16 protein-coding genes are annotated in these 16,322 nt (G+C 71.6%); 9 read left to right on the top strand and 7 right to left on the bottom strand.

What is annotated here, in order from left to right; all coding sequences use genetic code 11:
• Position 1: 1 nt before the first annotated feature.
• Positions 2-592 (bottom strand): hypothetical protein, encoded by a 591-nt coding sequence (locus OG933_RS29710; RefSeq protein WP_362529528.1) that lies wholly within the window; start codon positions 590-592, stop codon positions 2-4.
• Between the two features lie 163 nt (positions 593-755).
• Here OG933_RS29710 and OG933_RS29715 point away from each other — a divergent pair, with 163 nt between their 5' ends.
• Positions 756-1,529 carry an IclR family transcriptional regulator gene (locus OG933_RS29715; protein WP_028806358.1) on the top strand — a complete coding sequence of 258 codons (774 nt, stop codon included), beginning with the start codon at positions 756-758 and terminating at the stop codon, positions 1,527-1,529.
• Positions 1,526-2,380: an SMP-30/gluconolactonase/LRE family protein gene (locus OG933_RS29720; protein ID WP_405629759.1), complete on the top strand. Its 855-nt coding sequence runs from the start codon at positions 1,526-1,528 to the stop codon at positions 2,378-2,380. Before OG933_RS29715 ends, OG933_RS29720 begins: the two co-directional genes overlap by 4 nt.
• A gap of 163 nt (positions 2,381-2,543) precedes the next feature.
• On the opposite strand, the gene OG933_RS29725 is transcribed toward OG933_RS29720, so the two are convergent.
• From OG933_RS29725 to OG933_RS29735, 3 genes are read right to left on the bottom strand one after another with little or no spacing between them, the layout of a single operon-like run.
• Positions 2,544-4,163, bottom strand: a complete 1,620-nt coding sequence (locus OG933_RS29725) for a pyridine nucleotide-disulfide oxidoreductase (RefSeq protein WP_405629760.1) — start codon at positions 4,161-4,163, stop codon at positions 2,544-2,546.
• Entirely contained in the window at positions 4,156-5,427 is a 1,272-nt protein-coding gene (locus tag OG933_RS29730) for an MAB_1171c family putative transporter (protein ID WP_362529542.1), read from the bottom strand. The genes OG933_RS29725 and OG933_RS29730 overlap by 8 nt, the downstream gene beginning before the upstream one ends.
• Positions 5,424-6,047, bottom strand: coding sequence for a toxin-antitoxin system, toxin component family protein (locus tag OG933_RS29735; RefSeq protein WP_362529544.1), 624 nt, complete (start codon positions 6,045-6,047; stop codon positions 5,424-5,426). Before OG933_RS29735 ends, OG933_RS29730 begins: the two co-directional genes overlap by 4 nt.
• A gap of 237 nt (positions 6,048-6,284) precedes the next feature.
• Here OG933_RS29735 and OG933_RS29740 point away from each other — a divergent pair, with 237 nt between their 5' ends.
• The 4 genes from OG933_RS29740 (at position 6,285) to OG933_RS29755 (ending at position 11,111) form a co-directional block, all read left to right on the top strand.
• Positions 6,285-7,643: an extracellular solute-binding protein gene (locus OG933_RS29740; protein ID WP_362529547.1), complete on the top strand. Its 1,359-nt coding sequence runs from the start codon at positions 6,285-6,287 to the stop codon at positions 7,641-7,643.
• Positions 7,640-8,581, top strand: coding sequence for a sugar ABC transporter permease (locus OG933_RS29745; RefSeq protein ID WP_362529549.1), 942 nt, complete (start codon positions 7,640-7,642; stop codon positions 8,579-8,581). The genes OG933_RS29740 and OG933_RS29745 overlap by 4 nt, the downstream gene beginning before the upstream one ends.
• Positions 8,578-9,483, top strand: a complete 906-nt coding sequence (locus OG933_RS29750; protein WP_405629765.1) for a carbohydrate ABC transporter permease — start codon at positions 8,578-8,580, stop codon at positions 9,481-9,483. Before OG933_RS29745 ends, OG933_RS29750 begins: the two co-directional genes overlap by 4 nt.
• Before the next feature lie 116 nt (positions 9,484-9,599).
• The gene (locus tag OG933_RS29755; RefSeq protein WP_362529555.1) at positions 9,600-11,111 is read left to right on the top strand and encodes an alpha-N-arabinofuranosidase; all 1,512 of its coding nucleotides are present in this window, start codon (positions 9,600-9,602) and stop codon (positions 11,109-11,111) included.
• 174 nt (positions 11,112-11,285) lie between these two features.
• Here the strand turns inward: OG933_RS29755 and OG933_RS29760 are convergent, their stop codons facing one another.
• Together OG933_RS29760 and OG933_RS29765 are read right to left on the bottom strand one after the other, a co-directional pair.
• Positions 11,286-12,572: an MFS transporter gene (locus tag OG933_RS29760; protein WP_405629768.1), complete on the bottom strand. Its 1,287-nt coding sequence runs from the start codon at positions 12,570-12,572 to the stop codon at positions 11,286-11,288.
• The gene (locus OG933_RS29765) at positions 12,569-13,108 is read right to left on the bottom strand and encodes a winged helix-turn-helix domain-containing protein (RefSeq protein ID WP_362529560.1); all 540 of its coding nucleotides are present in this window, start codon (positions 13,106-13,108) and stop codon (positions 12,569-12,571) included. Before OG933_RS29765 ends, OG933_RS29760 begins: the two co-directional genes overlap by 4 nt.
• 184 nt (positions 13,109-13,292) lie before the next feature.
• Here OG933_RS29765 and OG933_RS29770 point away from each other — a divergent pair, with 184 nt between their 5' ends.
• Both OG933_RS29770 and OG933_RS29775 read left to right on the top strand, forming a co-directional pair.
• On the top strand, positions 13,293-13,751 hold the full coding sequence (locus OG933_RS29770; RefSeq protein ID WP_314221616.1) for an Rrf2 family transcriptional regulator: 459 nt from the start codon (positions 13,293-13,295) through the stop codon (positions 13,749-13,751).
• A gap of 195 nt (positions 13,752-13,946) precedes the next feature.
• The gene (locus OG933_RS29775) at positions 13,947-14,324 is read left to right on the top strand and encodes a hypothetical protein (protein ID WP_142264089.1); all 378 of its coding nucleotides are present in this window, start codon (positions 13,947-13,949) and stop codon (positions 14,322-14,324) included.
• A gap of 105 nt (positions 14,325-14,429) precedes the next feature.
• Here OG933_RS29775 and OG933_RS29780 read toward each other — a convergent pair whose 3' ends face one another.
• Positions 14,430-15,287, bottom strand: coding sequence for an intradiol ring-cleavage dioxygenase (locus tag OG933_RS29780; RefSeq protein WP_405629772.1), 858 nt, complete (start codon positions 15,285-15,287; stop codon positions 14,430-14,432).
• A 369-nt stretch (positions 15,288-15,656) separates the two neighbouring features.
• On the opposite strand from OG933_RS29780, the gene OG933_RS29785 reads away from it, so the two are divergent.
• Positions 15,657-16,307 (top strand): DUF4360 domain-containing protein, encoded by a 651-nt coding sequence (locus tag OG933_RS29785; RefSeq protein ID WP_362529568.1) that lies wholly within the window; start codon positions 15,657-15,659, stop codon positions 16,305-16,307.
• Positions 16,308-16,322 lie beyond the last annotated feature (15 nt).

Raw genomic sequence — 16,322 nt, forward strand, 5'->3', positions numbered from 1 at the left:
GCTACTCCCGGACCCCCGTCCGTTGCAGCAGCCCCCAGGTGAACTCGGCGACGACCTCCCGTCGTACGCCCCAGCCGTCCGGGGCCGTGAAGGCCAGTCCCCAGCGGGTGGGGGCGGTGCCCTCCAGCGGGCGGGCCGGGGCGAAGGCGTGCGCGGCCTCGTCGACCGTGCAGGACCAGGGGGTGAGGTCGTCGAGGCTCGTCAGGCGCGGCGGCGCGGCTCCCGGGGCGCGGACCAGCCACTCGTTCCAGACGCCGCCGTTCGGCGCGAGGAGCACCTCGAAGCGCAGGTCGGGCCAGAGGGGCAGCGGCCAGAGCCAGGCCTCGCAGTCGAGGTCCCCGACGCGGCGGGGCGTCCGGGACTCCGGTTCGCCGAGGACCGAGCGGTAGCGGGCCAGCGAGCCCCGGGCGTGCGGGGAGTGGAGCATCGCCTGCCAACGCTTGTTGGCCTCCCGCATCTGCGCGAGGGAGATGCCCAGCGCATGGCGGGCGTCCTCCACCAGGTCAGGGTTGTGATCGGCCATGCGGCGCAGCAGGACCTGTTGAAAATCGAGCGCCGTGAACGAGCCGGTTAGGCGTTTCTGGGTCGGCATGCTCCCCATCCTGGCCCACCCGGCGCCCTGCTCCGGGCCACTGTGCGTTTCCCGACCATTGCCCGGCGCAACGCCGTATGACAGCCTGTGTTCGTCATGCCGATCGCCTGTTGAAATCTCGAACACAGGCACTGAGACGACTAACTAAGGGAGGGGGCCGGTTGTGGGACGACTCGTACCTGCCGTGACCCGAGCTCTCGACATTCTCGAGCTCTTCCTCGACGGGGACGGTTCGCTCTCCGCCCCCGACATCGTGCGCAAGCTCCAGCTTCCGCGCACCACCGTGCACGAATTGGTGACCACACTCTCGGCACGGTCGTACATCGTGGCCGTACCGGGACAGCCCGGACGCTACCGCCTCGGCGTACGTCCGTACCAGCTCGGCAGCCGCTACGCCGAGCAGCTCGACCTCGCCGCCGAGGGTCAGCAGGTCGCGCGCACCGTCGCTGAGACGTGTGACGAGACGGTCCACGTGGCGATCCTGGAGGGCACGGACGTCATCTACATCGCCAAGGTCGACTCCACGCACGCGGTCCGGATGGTGTCGGCCGCCGGCCGTCGTCTTCCGGCCCACTGCACGTCCGTCGGCAAGATGCTGCTGGCCTCGCTCTCCGAGCCGGAGCTCAGCGCGCGCATCCCCGACGACGCCGACCTGATCCGGATGACCCCGAACAGCATCACCGAGCCCGGGGCCCTGCGTGAGGCACTGGCGGAGATCCGGGAGCGGGGCGTCGCGGTGGAGAGCCGCGAGTCCAACCCGGACGTCAGCTGTGTGGCGGCACCGGTGCGCGACCGCACGGGCCAGGTCGTCGCCGCCCTGTCCATCTCCGTGCCGATGATCCGCTGGAGCGACGAGCGCCTGGTGGAACTGGAGCAGCTCGCCGCGAAGGGCGCCGCCGAGCTGTCCGAGCTGCTGGGCTACCGGAGCGTGGCATGACGACGTCGTCGTACGAGGTGGCCGTGCGGGCCGAGGCCACCCTCGGCGAGGGGCCGACCTGGGACCCGGTCACCGGCCGGCTGCTCTGGCTGGACATACTCGGCTCCCGCCTGCACGGGTACGACCCCTCGACCGGCCGCCGCACGGTCCGGGCGACCGACCAGCACGTGGGCGCGGCCAAGCCGCGCGCCGGGGGCGGCCTGGTCCTCAACCTCCGGGACGGCGTGGGCCTGCTCGACCCGGACGACAGCTTTCGCTGGCTGCACCACGAGCCGGTCCCCGGCCGCCGTGCCAACGACGCCGCCGTCGCGCCCGACGGCTCCCTCTGGTCCGGCACCATGCGCTACGACGAGGCCCCGGGCGGCGGCACCCTGTCCCGGGTCACCGGCGACGGCCCGCCCGAGCCGGTCCTCGACGACGTGACGGTCAGCAACGGCACCGGCTGGAGCCCGGACGGAACGCTGATGTACTACATCGACTCGCCGACGCGCCGGGTCGACGTCTTCGCGTACTCGGCGGACGGGCGGATCGGCGACCGCCGCACCCTCGTCGAGATCGAGGACGGCGCCGGCTTCCCCGACGGCCTCACGGTCGACGCCGACGGCTGCGTGTGGGTGGCGCTGTGGGACGGGGGAGCGGTACGCCGCTACACCCCGGCGGGCGATCTGGACCGGGTGCTCACCCTCCCGACCCCGAGGGTCACGGCCTGCGCGTTCGGCGGGGCCGACCTGACCGACCTGTACATCACCACCGCCCGGGTGGGCCTGGAGTCACCGCACCCGGTCGCCGGCTCGTTGCTGGTGATACCGAGTGCCGGGAAGGGACTGCCACAACCGGCGTTCGCGGGCTGAACGCGAACCCGGCAGGCGGCCGGACGAGGCGGGGCGGTCGGCCCGGCGCAGTGCGGGCTGTCGGGTCGGCGCAGGCGGGTGGACCGCCCCGCGCCACCCCCTCCGCCCGGGACTGCGCGGCACCGTCCGCTCGCCCCGCCCTCGCCCGCCCGTCCGCCCCGGGCTACTCCAGTCCCGCCCGTTTCAGCTCGTCCCCGGTCAGCGGTGGTCCGGTCAGGGCCGGTTTCCACGGCCCCAGCGCGGCCGCCAGCAGCACCGACGGAGCCAGCAGGACCTCGGGCCCCCGCTCCAGCGACGTCACGTCCGTCACCCGGCGGGCGATCCGGCCGTTGCCGGTGGCCGTGAGCATCAGGCGGCCGACATACGCGGCCACGAGCCGGTCCCGGAGCGTGGGTCCGCCCTCCGTCGCGCCCGGGCAGAACACGTCCTGGCCGACGGCGAGGTCCCACGCGGTGCTCACGGGCCGGGCCACCGCCTTCTGCACCCGCCGGGACAGCCCGGCGGAGCCCCATCCCCGCCGGCGCACCACGTCCCGCAGGATCACCGCGCTCTGGGCGGCGACGGCCAGACCGTGGCCGTAGAGCGGGTTGTAGGCGGCGAGGGCGTCGCCGACGACGGTCAGGTTCTCCGGCCAGGCCGGCATCCGCTCGTAGAAGTGGCGACGGTTGACGGTGGCCCGGGTGTATGCCACGTCAGACACCGGCTCGGCCTGCTCGAGGAGATCGCCGATGACCGGGTGGCGCAGTTCCTCGCGGGCGAAGCGGACGAAGTCGTCGTTCTCGGTGGAGGGTTCGCCGCCCCGGGTGCCGTTGAGGGTGGCGATCCAGTGTCCGTCCTCGATGGGCAGCAGGAATCCCGCCCGTCCCGGCCCCCCGGCACGCGGGTCGGGCTGCACGTTGACGATCGGATACCCGGACCGGGCCTGCTCCGGCGCGCGATAGAGACGACTGGCGTAGGCCAGCCCGGAGTCCACCTCGCGCCGCTCCACCTCGGGCAGCCCGAGCTCGGTCAGCCACCGCCCGACCCGTGACCCGCGCCCGGTCGCGTCGACCACCAGCCCGCCGGAAACCACCCACTCCGCGCCCGCGTCCGGGGTCGGCCCCGCGCCCGTGGCCGAGCCGGAGTCCGATGCCGGGCCGGAATCCGATGCCGGGCCGGAGTCCGGTGCCGGGCCTGCGGTCGAACTCGTCGTCGAGCGGGATACCCCGGCCGCCCCCGCTCCCGCTCCCGCCCCCGCTCCCGCTCCCGCCCCCGCCCCCGCATCCGCGCCCAGCGCTGCGGCAGCGGTCGGCGCCGGGCCGCCCCGGGCCCTCACCCGTACCCCCGTGACCGCCCCCGCGTCGCCCGCCAGGCCCAGCACCTCGACGCCCGAGAGCAGTTCGATCCGGTCGTCGGCGAGAACCTGGGCCCGGATCGTCGCGTCCAGGAGGTCGCGGCCGGCCAGGATCACGTGGTGCGACTCGGGCCACCGTCGGAACCAGCCCCGTGCGCCCATGACGACCATGTCCGTGGTGACCGGCGCCCGGCGTGCCCCGGCGGCCAGGAGGGCCGCGGTCACGCCCGGCAGCAGTTCCTCCACCGCCCGCACACCACCCGACCACAGCATGTGGGCGTGGCGGGCCTGGGGCAGGCCCTTGCGCGGGGCGGGGCCGTCGGGCAGGACGTCCCGCTCGACGACCACGACCCGGTCGGCGAGGCCGGCCAGGGCGCGTGCCGCGAGCATGCCCGCATGGGATCCCCCCAGGACTACGGCGGTTCTGGCGGGGTTGGAGGGTTCACTCATGCGTGGACATGCTCTCTGCCGGGGCGGCCGCGTGGGCGCGGACCGCCTGGAGGTCGACGGGGTGGCGAAGGACGCGGGACACGGCCTGGATCTCCCGCAGGAGGTAGGTGGTGTCCGGACGGGAGGACCCGGACGGGTCCGCCGAGGTGGTGGGGGAGGTGGCAGAGGCCGCGGAGGCGGCCGAGGGGGCGGCCTCCGGGGGCTGAGGCTGCCGCAGCGACCGCTCCCGGGCCTCGACCGCGTCCAGGAGCGTCACGGCGGCGGCGAGGGCCTGCGCCCGGCCGCGCTCGAAGCCGAGGGCGACGCCGGCGTCGTAGGACCGCGCGCGCAGGTCGTCGTCGAGGTACCGGGCGAGCTGCAGCAGCGCGTCGCGGATGAACGTCTCGCGCCGGATCAGCCGCAGTTCCGGCGTGGCGCGCAGGTCGAAGGGTTCGCGGGCGCCGGTGACGCTCCGCATCAGCCGGGACAGGGGCCGCAGGCTCCGGTGCCGGCGGCGGATCCGCCACCGCTCCTGGAGGTACTGCCCGGCGTGCGGGACGATGAAGCCGATCGCGACCAGGGTGGCGGCGATGCAGGCGGCCGACGGCGCGATGTTGGTGTTCAGCCAGTCCAGGTCGTGGCCGGTCCAGCGGGCCCCGACGGCGGTCAGTTTGGCCGCGCTGAACAGCAGGTTCGTCACATAGCCGGCCCCCAGGAACCGCAGTCCCCAGCGCAGCCAGGCGTCGAGGCCCTCGGTGCGGCTCCAGTTCCAGACGAGCCGGGCGGTGACCGAGCAGGCCACCGTGTGCGCGAGCAGGTAGAGCAGGATCTCCTCGCGCATGAAGGGCGTGTTGGCGTAGTACGTGTCCAGGTCCCGGATCTGTTCCACGGGGACGTCGGCGAGCGCGAAGAGCACCCACAGCGCGACGACCACCCCCGCGTAGACGGAGACCACCCAGCGGGTCGCCCGCCGGGTCTGGGCCGAGCGCTCGGTACGGCCGTTGCGCCAGGCGATGATCAGCAGCAGCCAGGACGCGGAGAGCGCGGTGAGCAGCGAGTACACCCAGGGCGCCGCGATGTTCGGCACGCCGGTGACCCGGTTGGTCCAGGCGATGGTCTTGGGGGCCGCGAACACGAACACGGCGCAGGCGAAGACCAGCAGACCGCCGACGGCGCGCAGCAGCGGGTCCCGCCAGAGCTTGAGGATGCTGGGCAGCTTGATGGCGAGGGCCGCGCCCAGGACCACGGTGGGCAGCCAGAAGGAGACGTACAGCCCGTGGCTCACCGCGCGGTGCCCCTGCGTCCGCGGTAGCCGAGGGTCCGCTGGACCGCGGCCGTCTCCCCGCCCGGCCCGGCGGCGGCCGGCCCCGAGTCGGACAGGTAGCGCCGGAAACGGGCCGCGAGACGGTGGCCGAAGTCGTCCGCCTCGGCCTCGTCGTCCTCCCGTGAGCCGTTGCGGGCGGCGACGGTCAGCGCGAGGGAGTCCCAGCCGGACCGTCCGGCCAGCGCGCCCGCGGCCATCGTGCCGACGCCGTGGTGGTGATGCCGGTGACCGGCGTGCAGGTGCCACAGCTCATGTCCGAGGATGACCAGCTGCTGCACGTCCTCGGCCCGTTCCTCGACGATGACCAGGTCGAAGTCCTGGAACTCCACCCACAGTCCGGTCACCTCGATCTCGTCGGGGAACCGCTCGAACCGCACCTCGACGGGCCGCCCGCCACGCCGTGCGGACATCTCCTCGCACAGCGCCCGGCACACGTCCCGTACACCGGCCGGCCGGCCGGGGCGGGCCCGCAGCGCGGCGGAGAGATCGCCGGTCAGCTCGCGCATGGCCGGTCCGGTTCTCGCGCGCCGCAGCGCCGAGCCGATCCGGGCCGCCCTCCCGCGCGCGCCCGCGATGTCCATCCGCTCCCCCTTCTCAACCGCCGTACGGCAGCGCGTTCGAGCCTACGCGGCCGGTTGTGCCCACGTCACGGGAAGTTTTCACGGGGCCGTCGGGGGCCATCGGGAAGCCATCGATAGAAAGCGCTGTCATAGATCCCGTCAAAACCATTGACGCGCGGGCGCATCGATTTTACGGTCCCGTTCGAAGTTACGAGCAGAATTCGAAATGTCGAACCGGTAGAACGACAGGGGCAAGGTATGGGACAACCTGGCCTGAATCGCAGGCAACTTCTCGCCGCCGCCGGCGGGTTGGCGGTGGCGGGCAGTTTCGGCTTCGCCGCCCTCGGCACGGGAGCCGACGCGCTCACCGCCGGGACACAGACCCGGGTCCGCTACTGGAACCTCTTCCAGGGCGGCGACGGCGCCAACCAGGTGGCGATGGTGGACGCCTTCCGCGACGGGCACCCGGACATCGCCGTGAAGGACTCCACCCTCGCCTGGGGCGGCCCCTACTACACCAAGCTCGCCATGGCCGCCGCCGGCAACCGCGCACCCGACCTCGGGGTCATGCACCAGGGCCGCATCCCCGGCTTCGCGCCCGGCCGCCTCCTGGACCCCTGGGACGTGGACCTCCTCGCCAAGCACGGTGTACGCGAGGCCGACTTCAACCCGGTGCTGTGGCAACGAGGGATCGTCGACGGCGAGCTGTACGCGCTGCCGCTGGACATCCACGTCCAGCTGAACTTCTACCGCAAGGACGTCTGCGAGAAGGCGGGACTCCTCGACACCGCCGGCCGCCTCCCCGCCGCCGGCTCCACCGACGAGTGGTTCGACATCCTGAAGGAGGCCAAGGGGCAGCTGAGGAAGGGGCAGCAGACACTCGGCCTGCACGCAGGCGACCAGAACTTCTGCTGGTGGTTCTTCGTCGCCTTCTACCAGCAGCTCGGCGGCACCTACTTCGACGACGACCACACGACCGTCACCTTCGACACCGACAAGGCCACCCAGGTCCTGGAGTTCTTCCGCAAGCACGTCACCGACGGCTACGTCACCGTCGGCGAGGCGGACGGCGAGGCGTTCCTCGCCGGTTCGCCGTTCACCTGGGAGGGCAACTGGTCGGTGCCGTACTTCAACGGCGAGAAGGTCGAGTACGGCGCCCAGCCGCTGCCCCCGGTATTCGGCACCCCGGCCACCCACGCCGAGTCGCACTCCTTCGTCCTGCCCCACCAGGCCGACCGCGGCGGGGACGCCGACGAGGGCGCCTACCGGCTCGCCGCCTACATGGTCACGCACGCCACCACCTGGGCCAACGGCGGCCATGTCCCGGCCTATCTGCCCACCTTCAAGGACCCGGCCTACCTGGAACTGGCACCGCAGAGCGAGTACTCACGCCCCGCCATGGACCACCAGGCCAACGAACCGCACATCTGGTTCGCCGGCTCCACCGGCGTCCTCGCCCAGCGCGTCGGCCCGATCGTGGCCGCCTCCAACCTGGGCTCGGCCGCCCCGGACGCGGCGGCCCGCCGGATGAAGTCCGCGCTGGCGCAGCTGCTGGCCATGAAGAACCCGATGGACGGCCGCACGGCAGCCCAGGAGCTGAAGGGAGCCGGCGCATGAGCACGCTCGCGCCCGCCCGGACACTGCCGCCGCGTACCGCGGTCGCCGCCGAATCCGCCCGCGCCCGCTGGGGCCGCCGCTTCCAGCACGGCGGCTGGTTCGTGGCCCCGTTCTTCGTCCTGTACGGACTGTTCGTCGTGCTGCCGGTCGTCCGCGGGCTCTACCTGAGCTTCACCGACGCCAACATCTCCGGCGACCACACCGGCTTCGTCGGCCTCGACAACTACCGCGAGGCCCTGAAGGACGACCTGGTCTGGGACTCCCTCTGGCACAGCGTGCAGTTCACGCTCTACGTCGTCCCGGTGATCGTCGTCGTGGCCCTGCTGATGGCGCTGATCGCCCACCACACCGTGCACTTCAAGTGGCTGTGGCGGCTGTGCTTCTTCGCGCCCTTCCTGCTGCCCTCCGCGGTCATCGGCAACCTGTGGTGGTGGCTGTTCCAGCCCACCAACGGCATGGTCAACCACGTCCTCGGCCTGGACACCCCGTGGCTAACCCAGAAGTCCACGGCGATGCTCGCGGTCGTCGTCGCGACCCTGTGGTGGACGGTCGGCTTCTCCTTCCTCCTCTACCTGGCCGCCCTCCAGAACATCCCCCACCACCTCTACGAGGCAGCCGAGCTGGACGGGGCGAACGCCTTCCAGCGGATGCTGCACATCACCGTGCCCAACCTGCGCAACATCACCGGCCTGGTCTTCGCCCTGCAGATCCTCGCCTCGCTCCAGGTCTTCGACCAGGCCGTGGTGATGTACCAGTTCGGACCGGGACCGGAGGAATCGACCCGCACCTTCGTGCAGTACACCCTCGAACAGGGCTTCACCAGCTACCGCGTGGGCTACGCCTCCGCGATCTCCTTCATCCTCTTCATCATCGTCGCGGCCGTCGCCCTCGGGCGGATGTGGCTGCTGCGCAACCGCGAGGAGGTCGCGACCCGATGACGACGCCGACGACGCCGACCACGCCGACCGTGCCCCCCGCGCCGCCGACGTCCCCGACTCCCGCGCTGCGCAAGCCGCGCGGCACCTGGACCCCGGCCCAGATCGCCCTCACGCTGGTGGCGGCGGCCCTCTCCCTGGTCTGGCTGGCCCCGCTCGCCTGGGCGCTGTCGACGTCACTCAAGACCCCCACCGAATCGGTGACGTCCCCGCACTGGATCCCGCAGGACTTCACCGCGGAGTCCTGGAAGGCGGTGATCGAGGCCGGCAACATCCCCAACTGGTTCGTCAACTCGGTCGTCGTGTCCGTCTGCGTCACCTTCATCGTCCTCGCGGTCGCCTCCCTCGCGGGATACGGGTTCGCGCGCACGGAGTTCCGCGGCAAGTCGGCGCTGATGGCGCTGACGATGGCGGGCCTGATGTTCTCCCCGGCGATCCTCGGCGTCCCGCTCTTCACCACGGTCCAGTCGCTCGGCATGGTGGACACCTACTGGGGCATGATCCTTCCGCAGTGCGCGCCGGCGGCGATGGTCTACATCCTCTACAAGTTCTTCCAGTCCCTGCCGAAGGAGCTGGAGGAGGCGGCCTTCATCGACGGCGCGGGCCGCTGGCGGATCTTCTTCACGATCGTCCTGCCCCTGTCGAAGCCGTCCCTCTCGGCGGTCGGCATCTTCACCTTCATCGCCTCCTGGAACAACTTCCTGTGGCCCTACATGGTGACCAACAACCCCGACCTGATGACCATGCCGAACGGCATCGCCACCGTGCAGAACGCCTTCGGCATCGTCTGGCCCCAGCTCATGGCCGGCGGACTGCTGGCCGGCCTTCCGCTGATCGTCGTGTTCGTCTTCTTCCAGAGCCAGATCGTGCGGGGCGTGGCCCACACGGGTCTGGCGGGCCAGTGATTCTCGGCCAGTGATTCCGGGCCGGTGAATCCGGGCCGGTGATTCCAGGACAGACCCGCCGCCGCCGACGGACGCAGCCGTCGGCGGACCGGCACCCTCACATTCGAAAGGCGTACATGCACACCGCACGTCTCACCCTCGACCCCGCCTTCACCATCGGCGAAGTCAACCCCCGCCTCTTCGGCAGCTTCGTGGAACACCTCGGCCGCTGCGTCTACACCGGCGTCTTCGAGCCCGGCCACCCGTCCGCCGACGAGGCCGGACTGCGGACCGACGTCCTGGAGCTGGTCCGCGAACTCGGCGTCACCGCCGTCCGCTACCCCGGCGGCAACTTCGTCTCCGGCTACAAGTGGGAGGACTCGGTCGGCCCGGCCGAGGACCGCCCGCGCCGCCTCGACCTGGCCTGGCGCTCGACGGAGACCAACCGCTTCGGTCTCTCCGAGTACATCGCCTTCCTGCGCAAGATCGGCCCGCAGGCCGAGCCGATGATGGCGGTCAACCTCGGCACCCGAGGCGTGGCCGAGGCCCTGGAGCTCCAGGAGTACGCCAACCACCCGTCCGGCACGGCCCTTGCGGAGCAGCGCATCGCGCACGGCGACAAGGACCCGTTCGGCATCCGGCTCTGGTGCCTGGGCAACGAGATGGACGGCCCCTGGCAGACCGGCCACAAGACGGCCGAGGAGTACGGCCGGCTCGCCGCCGAGACGGCCCGCGCCATGCGCCAGATGGACCCGTCCGTGGAACTGGTCGCCTGCGGCTCCTCCAGCCAGTCCATGCCGACCTTCGCCGAGTGGGAGGCGACGGTCCTCGCGGAGACGTACGACCTGATCGACTACATCTCCCTGCACGCCTACTACGAGCCGCAGGACGGCGACGTCGACTCCTTCCTGGCCTCGGCCGTGGACATGGAGTCGTTCATCGAGAACGTCGTCGCCACCTGCGACCACATCGGCGCGAAGCTCAAGTCGAAGAAGAAGATCAACCTCTCCTTCGACGAGTGGAACGTCTGGTACATCTCGGGGTGGCACGCGATCGAGAACTCCGGCGCGCGGGACTGGGCGGAAGCGCCCCGGCTGCTGGAGGACAACTACAGCGTCATGGACGCGGTCGTCTTCGGCTCGCTCCTCATCGCGCTGCTGCGGCACGCCGACCGGGTGACGGTCGCCTGTCTCGCCCAGCTCGTCAACGTCATCGCGCCGATCCTCACCGAGCCGGGCGGCCCGGCCTGGCGGCAGACGACGTTCTTCCCGTTCGCGCAGGCGTCCAAGCACGGCCGGGGCACGGTTCTCGACGTGCGGGTCGACTCACCGACGTATGTGACGGCCAAGTACGGCGAGGCGGACCTGCTGCACGCCACCGCCGTCCGCGCCGACGACGGCACGGTCACCGTGTTCGCCGTCAACCGCAGCCGCACCGAGGCGCTGCCGCTCCACATCGGGCTGACCGGCCTCGACCTGACCTCCGTCGTCGAACACAGTGTGCTCGCGGACGCCGACCCGGACGCCCGCAACACCCTCGCCGACCCCGAGCGGGTCGCCCCGCACCCGGCCGAGGGCACGGCGCTGACGGACGGCGCGCTGACGGCGACGCTGGAGCCGCTGTCCTGGAACGTGATCAGGCTCGCGTGATCGGGCCGGCCTGACCGGAAGCGGCGGAGCGCGGCCGGGCGTACGAGAGGGACCGGCGCCCGGCCGTCCGCGGGTGTGGGTAGTGGCGGTACGGAAAGAGGACGACGCGGATCGACGGCGGCGCACCCGGCCCGCTGGGCCTGCCGTGCGCCGGCTCGACCACCTCGCGGAGCCCTAAAGGGCACGCTCCTGAACGGAATCCCGGGATTCCGAGTGATCCCGATCATCGGCGGGGGCAGCCGCACACAGCGCCGCCTCGACCCGGCGGTTGCTGGTCATGGTCGCGGTGATGGCGGTCATGGTGAGGAGCAGGCCGGCGGCGGTGTAGAGCGGGGTGCGTACGTCGTAGGTGCTGGCCAGCCAGCCGCCGAGGAAGGCGCCGAACGGGGCGGCGCACATGGCGAGCATGCGGGAGGTGGAGGCGACCCGGCCCATCAGGTGGGCGGGGACGATCGTCTGTCGGAGGGAGGGGCCGAGCACCATCGTGGCGCCCATGCCCGCTCCGCAGACGGCGAGCGCGAGGCCGGCGACATACGGGTTCGGGGCGGCGGCAAGGCCCAGGATGGCGAGTCCCTCGACCGCGGCCGTGCAGGTCAGTGCGGTCCCGGTGCCGAGTCGTCGGCCGAGGAAGGAGGCGATGCCCGCGCCGAGCAGACCGCCGGTGGCCTCCGCCGTGAGGAGCAGGCCGAAGCCGAAGGTGTCGATGCCGAGACGATCGTGCGCGAAGAGGGCCAGTACGGTCTCCACGGCGAGGAAGGCGATGTTGCCGACCGCCGGACGCAGCGCGAGCCCGAGCAGCAGCTGATCCCGGAACACGTAGGAGGCGCCGGCCCGCGCCTGCCGCAGCAGCGACTCGCGGGCCTGCGGTGCGGGCCGGGGTGCGGCGGGCAGCGACCGTACGAGCAGCGCGGAGAGCGCGAACGAGACCGCGTCGGCGAGCAGCGGAACCGCCCGCCCGAGCGCGAGCAGGGCACTGCCCGCGGGCGGCCCGGCGAAGCCGGACGCGGCGGTCTGGGTGCCGCGCAGGCGGGAGTTGGCGCGCTCCAGGAGCGCGGGGTCGCGGCCGAGCAGATCCGGCAGGTAGGCCGTGGCGGCCGTGTCGAAGAAGAGTCCGCCGAGGCCGAGGAGGAAGGCGACGGCCGCGAGCAGTGGAATGCTCAGCACGTCGAGCGCGGCCGCTGCCGCCGGTATCGCGAGCAGCACGGCACGCGCCGCGTCCGTGACCCACATCGTGCGCCGGCGGTCCCAGCGGTCCACCAGCGCACCGCCGAGCACCCCGAAGAGCAGCCACGGCAGCGTTCCGGCGGCCGTGACGACGGCGAGCGCCATCGGATCCCGCGTCAACGTCAGCGCGAGCAGCGGCAGCGCGGCATGCGACACCCCGTCACCGAGCGAGGACACCGTCTGCGCGGTCCACAGCCGTCCGAACCCGGTCGGCAACTTCCGTGCTTCTGAGGTCACTTGGCGTTCCCTTCGGCCTGCTCGCGCGATGCCGGGTGGAACAGTGCGAAGACGAGTGACGCGTCCGGCAGCGACGGATCGGACAGCTCCCGGTATTCGTCCGCCAGTGCCTGCAGCCGCGCCCCCAGCTCGGCGAACTGCTCCTCGGTGAGCCGCAGATGCGCCATCCGTACGTGCCGCTCGGCATCCGCCGGCGCTGCCTCCAGGTCCGCCACCGCGTGCCGCATCAGCACATCCGGGCCTCCCTCGCCCGGATCCGGCAGCACGATCGACCGTGCGGCCATCGCGTAGTACCGCTCGGTGACCCCCCGGACCTTGCGCGTTCGTACCACTTTCACCAGGCCGGCCCGTTCGAGCAGCCGTACGTGGTAGCTGGAACTCCCCTTCGCGAGGCCCACTCGCTCGGCGATCTGCGTGATCGTCGCGGGCTCGAAGCGGAGCACGGCCATGATCCGGTGGCGCGTGAGACTGGAGACGGCGCGCAGCTGCTCGTCCGTGGTGACGTGGAGCGTCTCGGGAACATCATCGGTAGGCATGCCCCCAATGGTCAACACTTCTTGACCATTGCGCAAGGGGTTCTGCTCGGGCGTTCGGAATCGCCAGAAACCTTCGCTTCCCGGCCGGGCGCGCCCGACCGGCCGACCGGTCGCGCCCGTCCGGCGCCGGGCACCGGGTCACGCCCGACCCGTGACGGCAGGCGGCTGACGGCACAATGGGCCCATGAGGATCTCGGCACGGGCGGACTACGCGGTGCGGGCGGTACTGGAGCTCGCCGTACGGCAGGGCGGCGACCCGGTGAAGGCCGAGTCGATCGCCGCCGTGCAGGACATTCCGCACAAGTTCCTCGAGGGGATCCTCGGCGACCTGCGACGCGGTGGGATCGTCGACAGCCGGCGCGGCGGAGGCGGCGGCTACCGGCTGGCCCGCGATCCGGCGGCTATCACGGTCGCGGACGTGATCAGGGCGGTGGACGGCCCGATCGTGTCCGTACGCGGCGAGCGCCCGACCGGCCTGACGTACACGGGCTCGGCGCAGCCCCTGCTGCCGCTCTGGATCGCGCTGCGGGCGAACGTGCGGCGGATCCTGGAGGGCGTCACGATCGCCGACATCGCGGCGGACGCCCTGCCGGACCCGGTCCAGGCGCTCGCCGAGGAACCGGCGGCCTGGGAGAACCCGTGAGTCACGGCCACCACCCGCATCGCCCGACCCCGGGCGGCCGGCAGGGGCCCCGCCCGGCCCAATGCGTACAGATCTCCTATTTTCGAGCTTCGAAGAACCCGGAGCGGCCGCGATTCACCGCGTGACACGATCCTGGCCTGCCGGAGCGACAGGGCGAAAAGTCGCGACTCCGGCTGCACGGAAGGGGAGGGTCACATGGGCAGGTCGATCGTGCGCAGAGCGCGGCTGTGGGCCGCGGGGGCGATGACGGCGGCCGGTGTCGTCGGTCTCGCAGCGGCACCCGCGAGCGCGTGGACCGGTGGGAACGTCTGGGTCAACCTGGGCAGTTGGAACTGTCCGGCGGGCGGTTCCGTCGTGGGCGTGTACTGGGCGGTGGACGCCTACTCGAGCGGGCCGGCCGGCGGCGACTGGGGCGACAACGTCATCTATCCGCGGGTCCGGGTGGGGGCCGGTGCCCACAACACACTCAGCTACCAGACCATCTGCAAGAAGTGGGGCTGGTACACCTACCGCGGAGTCGTCGGCCAGCGGTCCCTCACGCCCTACAAGTCGGGTCTGAGCTACACCTACTAGGACCCGGCCCGCACCGGCGTGACAACCGCGGCCCGCACCTCGTACGGGTGCGGGCCGCGGTCGTCGGCGCCGTCCGGGCGGCGCGTCGGTCAGGCGGGGTGGCGGTCAGGCGGAGTCGACGCCGACGGTGATCGTCGCCTTGTAGCCGTCGGACACGCCGGAGCCGAGGGCGGTCAGGGTGAGCAGGCCGGAGGAGGCGCCCCCGTCGTCGTAGATGCTGTCGTCGGCGAGGGCCGTCTCCTTGGTGGTGTTCGCGGAGTACGGCGAGGTCGCCTGGATCTCCTCGTTGATGTCGGGGTCGAAGAACAGCTGACCGGTGTGGATGACCTCGCCGCCGGTGTACGAGTCGTCGGTGAGCGTCACCTCGGTGTGCACCCGCATATGGACGTGCACGGCCCGGGAGACGTAATGGCCGGGCCAGATCGAGGTGATGCTGCACTGCCCGTTCGCGTCGGTCAGCTGCCCGCCGCGCAGGAAGGTGCCGTTGTCCTCCTCCTGGTGGCCGTTGCCGCCGACGAAGCCGGAGTACTCGCCCAGGGCGTCGCAGTGCCAGATCTCGACCAGGGCGTCGGCGAGCGGCGCACAGTCGGCGGCCTGGTCGACGACGGTGAAGGTGTACCGGACCTCGAAGCCCTCCTTGTCCTCCCTGATGTCCTCGCGGACGAGGGCGCCGTCGAGGGAGTAGGGGCCTTCGGTGACCTCGGCGTTGAGGGTGCAGACGCCGCTGGTGGCGGAGGTGCCGGAAGAGGCCTCGGCCGCGGCCTCGGCGGACGCCGCCGTCCCACCGCTCGTGGTGTCGGCCGAGGCGAACCCGGCGACGGCGAGCCCGCCGGCGGCGGCGGCCGCCGTACCGCCGATCAGGACGCGGCGCCGCTTCATGGACTTGTCCAGCCGGTGCCTACCGGGCTGCTGGTTGTCGTCGGAGCTGATGGTCTCGTTGTGGTGCTCGGTGTTTCCCGTCATGTCGAGTGAAGTTAGGGGCGTATCTGAGGAAATCCTTTATGCGGGGCTGTGCAAGGCCTGGGGATGCAACGGTCAACCACCTTTGTTTCCATGCGAGTTCGGGCATCGCGCCGTGGCGGAGGCCGGCCGGCGGCGGGCGACGCGGGGGTGGGGCGGGGGTGGGGCGGCCCCTCCCTTCCTGACCCGGAGCGACCGGGTGTGAACGGGCCGTGGTGAATGGCCGGAGTTCGGCCTGGGCGCGCCCCACTGCTCTCCCTACGATGCGATCGCCCCGGTTCTTCACAGCAACTCCATTGATTCTTCACAGAGTTGCTGTGCCGAGCCGGGCGCGCATCCACCCCCCACCGATCCGAACGAAGGACAGAGACCATGGCAAGTGGGCTTCTCCTGGGCGGTGCGGTCGCCGCTCTCATCACCGCGGCGATACCCGCGCACAACTCGTCCCCCGTGTTCGACAACCCGCCCCCGGACAAGATCGTCATCGACGTCGCCACGGTGAACGGCTCCGGCTGTCCCGCGGGTACGGCGGCCGTCGCCGTCTCCGAGGACAACACCGCCTTCACCGTGACCTACAGCGACTACCTCGCCCAGGTCGGCGGAGGCTCCAACCCCACGGCGTTCCGCAAGAACTGCCAGCTCAATCTGATCGTCCACGTCCCTTCGGGCTTCACGTACGCCATCGCCAAGGCGGACTACCGCGGCTACGCCTCGCTCCAGACCGGCGCGACCGCCGTACAGCGGGCCTCGTACTACTTCCAGGGCTCGTCGCAGACCGTGTTCAAGAACCACAACTTCAGCGGCTCCCTGAACGACAGCTGGCAGGCGACCGACAGCACCGACTGGGCCCAACTGGTCTGGGCCCCCTGCGGAGTTCAGCGCAACTTCAACATCAACACCGAGCTCCGGGTGAACGCGGGCACGTCCTCGCCGAGCAAGGTCAGCTTCATGACCATGGACTCGACCGACGGCGACCTCAGTACGATCTACCACATGGCCTGGCAGGAGTGCCCGGGCAAGTGAGCCCGTCCCGACCCT

The organism is Streptomyces sp. NBC_00016 (assembly GCF_045040885.1).
GTDB lineage: Bacteria > Actinomycetota > Actinomycetes > Streptomycetales > Streptomycetaceae > Streptomyces > Streptomyces coriariae.

Bases quoted from the DNA above. Each gene is read 5' to 3' on its own strand.
- OG933_RS29765 (WP_362529560.1), bottom strand. From the start codon at position 13,108: ATGCCTACCGATGATGTTCCCGAGACGCTCCACGTCACCACGGACGAG.
- OG933_RS29725 (WP_405629760.1), bottom strand. From the start codon at position 4,163: ATGAGTGAACCCTCCAACCCCGCCAGAACCGCCGTAGTCCTGGGGGGA.
- OG933_RS29780 (WP_405629772.1), bottom strand. From the start codon at position 15,287: ATGACGGGAAACACCGAGCACCACAACGAGACCATCAGCTCCGACGAC.
- OG933_RS29740 (WP_362529547.1), top strand. From the start codon at position 6,285: ATGGGACAACCTGGCCTGAATCGCAGGCAACTTCTCGCCGCCGCCGGC.
- OG933_RS29785 (WP_362529568.1), top strand. From the start codon at position 15,657: ATGGCAAGTGGGCTTCTCCTGGGCGGTGCGGTCGCCGCTCTCATCACC.
- OG933_RS29775 (WP_142264089.1), top strand. From the start codon at position 13,947: ATGGGCAGGTCGATCGTGCGCAGAGCGCGGCTGTGGGCCGCGGGGGCG.
- OG933_RS29710 (WP_362529528.1), bottom strand. From the start codon at position 592: ATGCCGACCCAGAAACGCCTAACCGGCTCGTTCACGGCGCTCGATTTT.
- OG933_RS29750 (WP_405629765.1), top strand. From the start codon at position 8,578: ATGACGACGCCGACGACGCCGACCACGCCGACCGTGCCCCCCGCGCCG.
- OG933_RS29745 (WP_362529549.1), top strand. From the start codon at position 7,640: ATGAGCACGCTCGCGCCCGCCCGGACACTGCCGCCGCGTACCGCGGTC.
- OG933_RS29735 (WP_362529544.1), bottom strand. From the start codon at position 6,047: ATGGACATCGCGGGCGCGCGCGGGAGGGCGGCCCGGATCGGCTCGGCG.
- OG933_RS29755 (WP_362529555.1), top strand. From the start codon at position 9,600: ATGCACACCGCACGTCTCACCCTCGACCCCGCCTTCACCATCGGCGAA.
- OG933_RS29720 (WP_405629759.1), top strand. From the start codon at position 1,526: ATGACGACGTCGTCGTACGAGGTGGCCGTGCGGGCCGAGGCCACCCTC.
- OG933_RS29770 (WP_314221616.1), top strand. From the start codon at position 13,293: ATGAGGATCTCGGCACGGGCGGACTACGCGGTGCGGGCGGTACTGGAG.